Genomic DNA, 8,288 nt, shown 5'->3' on the forward strand with positions numbered 1-8,288 from the left:
TCCTGGGTGTAGCTGCAGCCATAGTCTTGTGTGTGTCCTTCTTCGAGTTACTGCTGCGGTGGAACCGTAGGTGCGACGACGTTGTCGTACTGCGCCGGCATCACATCATCAGGCGAATATGGGCGGCTGTATGCCACGGTAAAGATGCTGACCAGGCCCATAATGCAGAGCGCGGTCCCGCCGATCGCGCAAACCCAGCCGAAGCGCTTGCGGGCAACATTGCCCGGCGTGATGCCCCACTTGGCGGCAAACAGCCAGATGCCATAGGCGAAGTGCCAGCAGGTGGCAATCATCGCAATGACATAGACCGGAATCGCATACCAGTGCGACAGCAGCTCAAACTGTACTTTGGCATATGCGAGGCCAGGATGCTCGGGCAGGCTCACTCCCATAAACCGCTGGGTCAGGACGTGATAGAGGATGTAGGCGAACGCAATCAGACCGGTGGCGCGCTGCGAGTAATACATCACGTTCCCAGCCCACGGATAAACATTCACGTTACTGCGTCCGCGAACAGCGATAAAGACGCCATAGAGCGCGTGGTAGAGCAGAGGGATGAAGATCAGGCCCCACTCCAGCACCCGCACCAGGGGCAGGCCGTTCAGGAACTTGACCTGCTGCGCATAAGCCAGCGGACCGTTGACGACCTCGAAATTCGAAACAATGTGCTCGATGAGGAAGGCGCCGATCGGCACAATGCCGGTCAGCGAGTGCAGACGGCGCCAGAGAAAGGAGTTGCCTTCGCCTGCGCGGAGCGGCTGAACGCCCTTCAACTGCGGGGTGGCGGGCGGTGCTGAGGCGGTTGTCGCCATAATGAGAGGTCGCTCCTCTAGTACGAATGTCAGCCTGAAGCTGCGGCAACCGTATTATTCCGCCCCTGGAAAACCGGGGTCAAGGAAAAGCGGCCTCTCGTGTGCGATTATCGGAAAAATGTGCGAATTTTGTGTTGTACCAATTTTGGTGCACTTTTCATCGACTGTTCTTTTGGCGCTGAACGCCTGTTGACGTATTTCGGGCGACCTTAGGGACGGAGGGCCTGACCGATGTCAAGCGTCATTACCTGTAGCTGGAAAGAACGTGTGAATACCCGGGTGTTTCGGAGCGGTGTCTCGTTGCACAGTCATACGAACCAGTCCAAGGAGACGCTGAACTTTATCGCCGCGATGGGCAACAAGATTCCCTGGCTGGAGAAGTTTGTCCGCTCGCGGGAAGAAAAATGCGCCGGCGAATATGGCCTGAAGCTGGACTTCGACCGTGCCTACTGGACGCCGCCCCTGACGCCGATGCAGTCGCTGGACCTGGAGCGCGGACAGATCGAAAACGGACTGCAGCTGTCGGGTATGGTCTCCATCAGCGACCACGACGACATCAACGCTCCTCTGCTGCTGCGCGCCACCAATGCGGCTGAAGATCTGCCGATCAGCGTGGAGTGGAGCGCGCCGTTTGGAATCACGACTTTCCACCTGGGAATCCATAACCTTCCGGCCGGGACCTGCCAGCAGTGGATGGCTCGTATGGAGGCGATGACCGCTACGCCGAACGAGCAGGAGCTGCGCTCGATTCTGGCGGAGCTGCATGAGATCAAGCAGGTTCTGATCATCTTCAATCACCCCCTGTGGGACCTGTACGACATCGGAACCGAGCGCCATCTCATCGAGGTTGAGCGTTTCCTGCGTGATTGCGGCGGCTTTGTCCACGCTCTGGAGCTGAACGGCCTGCGCAACTGGCACGAGAACCGGGATGTGATCGGTCTGGCGGAGCGCTGGGGCATGCTTCTGATCAGCGGTGGAGACCGTCACGGTACGGAGCCGAATGCGAACGTCAACCTGACGCGCGCGACCAGCTTTGCGGAGTTCGTGCAAGAGGTTCGGGTGGAGCGCGTGAGCCACGTACACTTCATGCCGCAGTACGCCGAGCCCTGGAAGCACCGCGTGCTGGAGTCGACCCTGGCCGCCATCCGCAACTACCCGGAGTTCCCGGAAGGTTCCCGTAAGTGGGATGAGCGGGTCTTCCACCCGGATTCGAACGGTGTCATGCAGCCGGTCTCGGCAATGTGGCAGAAGGGACGGGCGCCCTGGTACATCGGCGCCAGCCTGACGGCGGTCCGCATGATGGGTTCAGCGCCTTTCTGGCACGGCCTGCGCATGGCCTGGAGCGAGGCGGAACCGGAGTTCAAACTGGCAGAGTAATGCGGCCTAGGTATCGAGTTGCCGCAACAGTGACTCAAAGGCTCGGCCACGATGGCTGAGCCTTTGTTTTTGTTCGATAGAGACCTCCGCCATCGTCTGGTCCAGCTCCGGTAGAAAGAAGAGCGGGTCATAGCCGAAGCCGTTCTCCCCACGCGGCGACTGCAGGATGATGCCGTCGACGGAGCCCTCTGCCGTCTGTAACAGCTCTCCATCCCGTGCCAGGGCAAGCACGCAGCGGTAACGTCCCTGCCTGCAGGTCTCGGGAATGCCGTCCAGGGCATGCAGCAGCGCGGCATTGTTGCGTTCATCCTTGGTGGAGCCGGGCGTGGGAGGGAAGTGCTGGTCTTCGGCGTAGCGTGCCGAACGTACTCCAGGAGCAGCATCCAGGCACTGAACCTCGAGTCCGGAATCGTCAGCCAGCACCAGCAACCCCGGAGCACGTCTGGAGTAATACAGAGCCTTGGAGACCGCATTGCCTTCGAAGGTTGGTTCATTCTCCGGCGCCTCGGGGATGGAGGCCAGCCCCGGCAAGGTGTCGACGGTCACGTCGTGCTGAAGCGCAATTGCCGCAAAGTCGCGCAGTTTACCGGCATTGGTAGTTGCGAGATAGATGGTCATACGTTCTTCGGAAGGGGTCCCCCTCTTTGGATGCTAAGCGAAGCGGAACGCCCCGACCGAGAGGGTCCCTTCCTTGGGTGATAATCGCTCTTGAAGGGGCTCCAAAGGATGCGTACATCCACGATCGAACTCTCGATGATTGTGAAAAATGGAGGAAGCAGTCTCGAGCGATGTTTGCGGAGCGTTCGTTCCGTCGTCGATCGCATCGTCATCGGAGATACGGGGTCGACAGACGATACAGCCGAAATTGCCCAGGCATTTGGAGCAGAGTGGATGCCGATCCCGTGGAACGGTGATTTTGCGGAAGCCCGCAACCTGGTCCTGCGGCAAGCGACCTGCGACTGGATTCTTGTGCTCGATGCTGACGAGATGCTCGATCCGAAAGGCGCCAATCTTCTGAGAACGCTGGTTTCGGGTACTGCTTTGTCCGCCTTTGACGTTGTGCGATGGAATTACGTCCGGCAGGTAAATAGCCGAAGTGGCGCAGATGGGGCGATGGCGAATCCTCATGTGCTTCCAGCAGCAGAGGGTTTTCCCGCATACGTTACATCCGTCAATACGCGGTTATTCCGGCGACATGCGGATGTCTGGTTCGAAAGGCCTGTCCATGAAACCGTCGTTCATCGGGTTAAAGAAGCTGGTCTCTCGATTGGACAGGCACCGTTCGTCATTCATCACTTCGGTCACGCCGAAGACGATGAGGCCGTGCGAACTGCCAAGAATGAGCTCTATCTTGAGATTGGCAAACGCCATTTCGAGGCATTTCCGGAAGACAGCAGAACCGCCTACGAACTCGGCTGGGGAGAATTGGAGTACGGTAAGAATCCGCAGGCCGCACTGGACCTCCTGATCCGCGCCATACAGTTGGATGAATCCAATACCGATGCCATCATTCTCGGGGGTGTGTGTCTGCTCCGTATGGAGCGTTATGCTGAGGCAGTCCAACTGTTCATCCATGCAGTAGAGAGGCATTCAGCCAGCATTGTTCTTTATGAATCGCTTGGCGACGCCCATCTGCATCAGCAGCAGTACCAGGCCGCTTCCGATGCCTACAACACGGCTCGCAGGCTCGGAGGCGCGTCAGCGCTGATCCTTGCCAAATATGGTGTGTGCCAGATTTACCTCGGCCATATGGATGAAGGGATGGATGTTCTCCATAAAGCCTATGAGATAGAACCTGATCATGCGGAGCTGCTGGATATCGTGATTGCCGGTGCGGTTACGGCAAACGAAATGGCGTTTGCAGGCGATGTCGCAGAAAAGCGCCTGACGATGGCGGGCGCATCCGACCTGCACCGCTCTATCGCTAACTACCTTGACCCGCATAATAAGTAGCTCATCGGCCTCCGACTTGGAGCTAGAGGACAGGATTAAGGTGTGGAGGGTGGTACCGCATCTTTTACGATGCCGGGTTCGCTGGTCGACGCTGTTGACTCTACGTTGTGAGGCCGACGAGGAGCAGGGGCCATCGGAGGCGGAGGGGGAGCGGAAGTAAGCTGGAGCACCACGATATCGACGCGGCGGTTTCGGGCCCGTCCGGCTTCGGTCTCATTGGAGGTTACCGGGTGGTATTCAGCATAGCCGGCGGCAGAGATCATCGCCGGATCGAACTTAGCGCGGGTCAGCATCTCACGGGCAATGGCAGAGGCGCGTGCCGATGAGAGCTCCCAGTTGGACGCGAACTGTGCCGTATGAATGGGACGATTGTCGCTGTGGCCTTCGACGCGGATCTTCATATTCGTAGGCAGGGCCGCGATGATATGGTCCAGCATTCCCTGTGAGTCCATTCGAAGCTCCGCCGAGCCAGAGGGGAAGAAGCCTCCCTCTTGCAGCGAGATGGTCAATCCGTCAGCCGCCTGGTGAATTGAGATTGCTCCTGCTGAGATCTGCTTGGCAGCGGCCCGTTCGATCGCCTTTCGGATCTGCGCCGCAACGTCCTGTCCGCTACCGTTTCCATTGCCGTTGCCGCTTCCGAACTCGGGTGCTGTGGGAAGCGGCATCTCAATCGGTTTGGTGTCGACACTGGCTCCGCCATCGGTCAGGGCAGGCGTCGCCGAGTGCATATCGAAGATACGCGTATCGGAGAAGGCTGCCTTAATCGCTGCGGCCATCTGCTTCTCCTTCTTCTTGTCACTCTGCGATGAGGCGAAGAGTACGACGAAGAAGGCGAACAGCAGTGTGATGAAGTCCGCGTAAGAGACGAGCCAGCGTTCGTGATTGACGTGTTCGGCGTGTTTCTTTTTACCCATGGCGTTATGCCTTTTGTTCCGCGTGACCCGGTTCCATCAGGAAGGTACGAAGCTTGGTTTCCATCATGCGGGGGTTCATGCCCTCAAGGATGCTGACGACGCCCTCGAGCATCATCTCCTTGATCATGGTCTCTTCGCGGTGGCGGATCTTCAGCTTGCCGGCGGCGGGGAGACAGATAAGGTTGGCCAGTCCCACACCGTAGATGGTTGCCACGAAAGCGACCGCGATACCACGTCCTACCTCATCGATGTTGTCGAGGTGCTGCATGACCTGGATCAGGCCGAGTACGGCGCCGATGATGCCGACGGTCGGCGCGAAACCGCCCGCAGACTCGAAGACCTGCGGAATCTTTTCCTCGATCTCGCTCTTGTTGTCGAGCTCGAGCTGCATGATCTTGCGGAGTTCGGTCGGCTCCGTGCCATCGACGGCAAGCATCATCGCCTGTTTAAGGAAGGGATCGGTCACCTTGGCCAGTTCTGTATCCAGGGAGACGATGCCTTCTTTGCGGGCTTTGTTGGCAAAATCCACCAGTTGCTTGACCAGCGCCTGGCTATCCGCTCCCTTATGCAGAAATACGGAGGCGACCTTTTTAAGGGCGCCTAGGAAGATGCTGAGGGGAAATTGCAGCATAACAGCGCCGGCGGTGCCGCCAACGACGATCATGGCCGCGGTCGGCTGTGTGATCTGGGCGAGTTGGCCGCCTTCGATCATCATGCCGCCCAGAATGCCGAGTAGGGCCAGAACAATACCTGCAACGCTTGCGATGTCCATATCTGTTCCTTTTAGCGAGAGGTCTCTTCAATGTTGTGGGCGAACTTTGCCGCCAGCGCGTCCGCGGCTGTCGGCCAGGTGGAGCGAAGCAGGCTTGCCTTATATTGATGGGCCAGATCGATGACCTGCTGGCAGCTTTCGAGGACGATGATCTTCTCGTTGGTCACCAGGGTGATGACGGTGTCCGGGGAGGCCTCAATGTACTTAATAAGGTCCGCATTTATGTAGAGAGCGTGACCGTTCAGGCGTGCGAGCTCAATCATGGGGATCTAACTCCGTTATTCCTGTTTGTTATCGGCCATTGGGGGCAACGCATTACTTTTGTGTACTTTTACATTTCTGGCTAATGTTCTTTCGGGACAGACCGATGAGGTAGGTGAACGCGGAGCCTTCCGCGAGGTGCTAATCGCAAGAGAGGACACCAGGCAGGCAAAGCGCAATTCTTTCTTGACGTATTAAAAGGAGTGAATACCAATGTCCCTGAGTGTCCTTAACAACATCTCTGCTCTCTACGCACAGAACAACCTCGCGTCGACCCAGAAGAACCTGCAGAACACCCTTACGCAGCTCTCTTCCGGTTCGCGCATCAACTCCGGCGCCGATGACGCCGCCGGCCTGGCCCTGGCTGACGGCCTGCACGCCAACGTTGCCGCTCTGAACCAGTCGGCTCGTAATGCCAGCGACGGTATCGGTCTGTTGCAGACCGCTGACGGCGCTCTCTCCCAGGTCACCAACCTTCTGAACCGCGCTGTGACCCTGGCCACCCAGGGTGCCAACGGCACCCTGAACAGCTCGCAGGTTAGCGCTGCAAACCAGGAGTACCRGAACATTCTGTCGGAAATCGGCAACATCGGTTCCTCGACGAACTTCAACGGCAACGCGGTATTCTCCAGCACGGCAACCACGATCTTCGTCTCTGACGGCACCAGCTCGGGTGCGACGGTGTTCAGCGACACGACCGGCGCTCTCAGCACCTCTCATGTGGGTCTGAATGCGGCTGGCACCAGCGTAGACTTTACTGCTACCGCTGTCGCCACCCTGACGGCTTCCACCGCCCAGACCGTTCTTACCAACCTGACCACCGCCATCGCCGGCGTTGCTTATCAGCGCGGCCAGATCGGCGCCAACATCAACCAGCTCTCAGCTGCTTCGTCGGTTGCGACTTCGCAGTCCGAAAACCTGACCGCGGCCGAGTCCAGCGTCCGCTCCACGGACTACGCCACCGCCACCAGCGAACTGGCCAAGTTCCAGGTGCTGAGCCAGACCGGTATCAGCGCCCTGGCGCAGGCCAACCAGACGCAGCAGCAGGTTCTGAAGCTGCTCCAATAATCACCCTTCCTCAGCACGGCGGACGAGTTGCTTACGGCTCGTCCGCCGATTTTCTTGCAGGAACTTAATTCGCTCCCGATTGGGTTTGGTCACTGACGTGCCATTTCCAGGGGGAGAACACACATTATGGGTACAGTCGGCTTAGCATTCGGTTCCGCCACCAGCGGCCAGGGCTTCGATGTCGCGACGACGGTCTCGTCGATCGTCTCCATTCGCCAGGGCGTCGAGACGGCGTGGAAAGACCAGGTCACCTCGCTTCAGAGCCAGGACACAGTGCTGTCGCAGATCGGCACCGATCTGTCGACGATGTATAGCGCTCTGACGAGCCTGACGGACTTCAGCGGCGTCATGGCCCAGAAGCAGGGCTCCAGCTCCGACAACAATATTCTTTCTCTGTCTTCGGCCTCCAGTACGGCCACTGCCGGCAGTCACAGCGTCGTGGTGTCATCGCTGGCCAAGACCTCCTCCATGTACACCAGTCAGCTTTCCAGCTCTACCGCATCGGTGAGCGGGTCCCTTACCTTTCAGGTAGGAAGCGGAACTGCACAGACGGTCAATGTTGCTTCGGGCTCAACGCTTGCCGATTATGCAAAGGCGATCAATCTCGCCGGCATCGGTGTACGTGCTTCCGTAATTACGGACTCAAGCGGATCACGGCTCTCGTTCGTCAGCCAGACTAGCGGCGCCGCAGGGCAGTTGACCATCACGGGTGGTTTGAGTGACGGCAGCGGAAACGCGCTCACCATGAATCAGGGGCAGACTGGGAGCGATGCACAGCTCACCGTGGATGGTGTTGGAGTCACCAGCAGCTCCAATACGGTCTCCGGAGCGATTCCAGGTGTTTCCTTTCAGCTTGTCTCGGCAGATCCGTCGTCGACGGTTCAGGTAGTGATTGCCAATGACAACAGCTCCATCGAGACCGCCTTCAGCACCTTCGTCAGCGCGTACAACACCGTAGCGAAGGAACTCGCTGTGCAATCAAAGGTAGTCTCAGGTAGTACAGCCCCGCCTCTGTCCGGAACGTCAACGCTTTCGATGTTGCAGCAGTCGCTATCAGGCGCTCTGTTCGGCGGTACCAGCACCGGCTCGATCAAGAGCATCGATCAACTCGGCATCACTGTCGCGAAGGAT

The 8,288-nt window shown here is 58.5% G+C and carries 9 protein-coding genes; 4 read left to right on the forward strand and 5 right to left on the reverse strand.

The window, feature by feature from the left end; translation table 11 throughout:
- Nucleotides 1–47 precede the first annotated feature (47 nt).
- Entirely contained in the window at nt 48–812 is a 765-nt protein-coding gene (locus AB4043_RS06140) for a succinate dehydrogenase (RefSeq protein WP_442299901.1), read from the reverse strand.
- 231 nt (nt 813–1,043) lie between these two features.
- Here AB4043_RS06140 and AB4043_RS06145 point away from each other — a divergent pair, with 231 nt between their 5' ends.
- Nucleotides 1,044–2,189 carry a hypothetical protein gene (locus tag AB4043_RS06145; RefSeq protein WP_442299900.1) on the forward strand — a complete coding sequence of 382 codons (1,146 nt, stop codon included), beginning with the start codon at nt 1,044–1,046 and terminating at the stop codon, nt 2,187–2,189.
- Between the two features lie 6 nt (nt 2,190–2,195).
- Here AB4043_RS06145 and AB4043_RS06150 read toward each other — a convergent pair whose 3' ends face one another.
- Nucleotides 2,196–2,807 (reverse strand): non-canonical purine NTP pyrophosphatase, encoded by a 612-nt coding sequence (locus tag AB4043_RS06150; protein ID WP_442299899.1) that lies wholly within the window; start codon nt 2,805–2,807, stop codon nt 2,196–2,198.
- Between the two features lie 108 nt (nt 2,808–2,915).
- On the opposite strand from AB4043_RS06150, the gene AB4043_RS06155 reads away from it, so the two are divergent.
- Nucleotides 2,916–4,142 (forward strand): glycosyltransferase, encoded by a 1,227-nt coding sequence (locus AB4043_RS06155; RefSeq protein WP_442299898.1) that lies wholly within the window; start codon nt 2,916–2,918, stop codon nt 4,140–4,142.
- A gap of 35 nt (nt 4,143–4,177) precedes the next feature.
- Here the strand turns inward: AB4043_RS06155 and AB4043_RS06160 are convergent, their stop codons facing one another.
- Genes AB4043_RS06160 through AB4043_RS06170 form a run of 3 tightly spaced genes read right to left on the reverse strand, consistent with a single transcriptional unit; the run spans nt 4,178 to nt 6,091 of the window.
- Nucleotides 4,178–5,056, reverse strand: coding sequence for a flagellar motor protein MotB (locus tag AB4043_RS06160; RefSeq protein WP_442299897.1), 879 nt, complete (start codon nt 5,054–5,056; stop codon nt 4,178–4,180).
- 4 nt (nt 5,057–5,060) lie between these two features.
- On the reverse strand, nt 5,061–5,828 hold the full coding sequence (locus tag AB4043_RS06165; RefSeq protein ID WP_442299896.1) for a flagellar motor protein: 768 nt from the start codon (nt 5,826–5,828) through the stop codon (nt 5,061–5,063).
- Between the two features lie 11 nt (nt 5,829–5,839).
- Nucleotides 5,840–6,091 carry a flagellar FlbD family protein gene (locus AB4043_RS06170; protein ID WP_442299895.1) on the reverse strand — a complete coding sequence of 84 codons (252 nt, stop codon included), beginning with the start codon at nt 6,089–6,091 and terminating at the stop codon, nt 5,840–5,842.
- A gap of 211 nt (nt 6,092–6,302) precedes the next feature.
- Here AB4043_RS06170 and AB4043_RS06175 point away from each other — a divergent pair, with 211 nt between their 5' ends.
- Together AB4043_RS06175 and fliD are read left to right on the forward strand one after the other, a co-directional pair.
- A complete protein-coding gene (locus tag AB4043_RS06175; protein WP_442306679.1) occupies nt 6,303–7,157 on the forward strand; it encodes a flagellin in 855 nt (284 codons plus the stop codon).
- A 126-nt stretch (nt 7,158–7,283) separates the two neighbouring features.
- Nucleotides 7,284–8,288, forward strand: a 1,005-nt coding sequence (gene fliD / locus AB4043_RS06180; protein WP_442306680.1) for a flagellar filament capping protein FliD, incomplete at its 3' end; no start/stop codon positions are given.

This window comes from Terriglobus sp. YAF25 (genome assembly GCF_052113305.1).
In the GTDB taxonomy this organism is placed as follows: Bacteria; Acidobacteriota; Terriglobia; order Terriglobales; family Acidobacteriaceae; genus Terriglobus.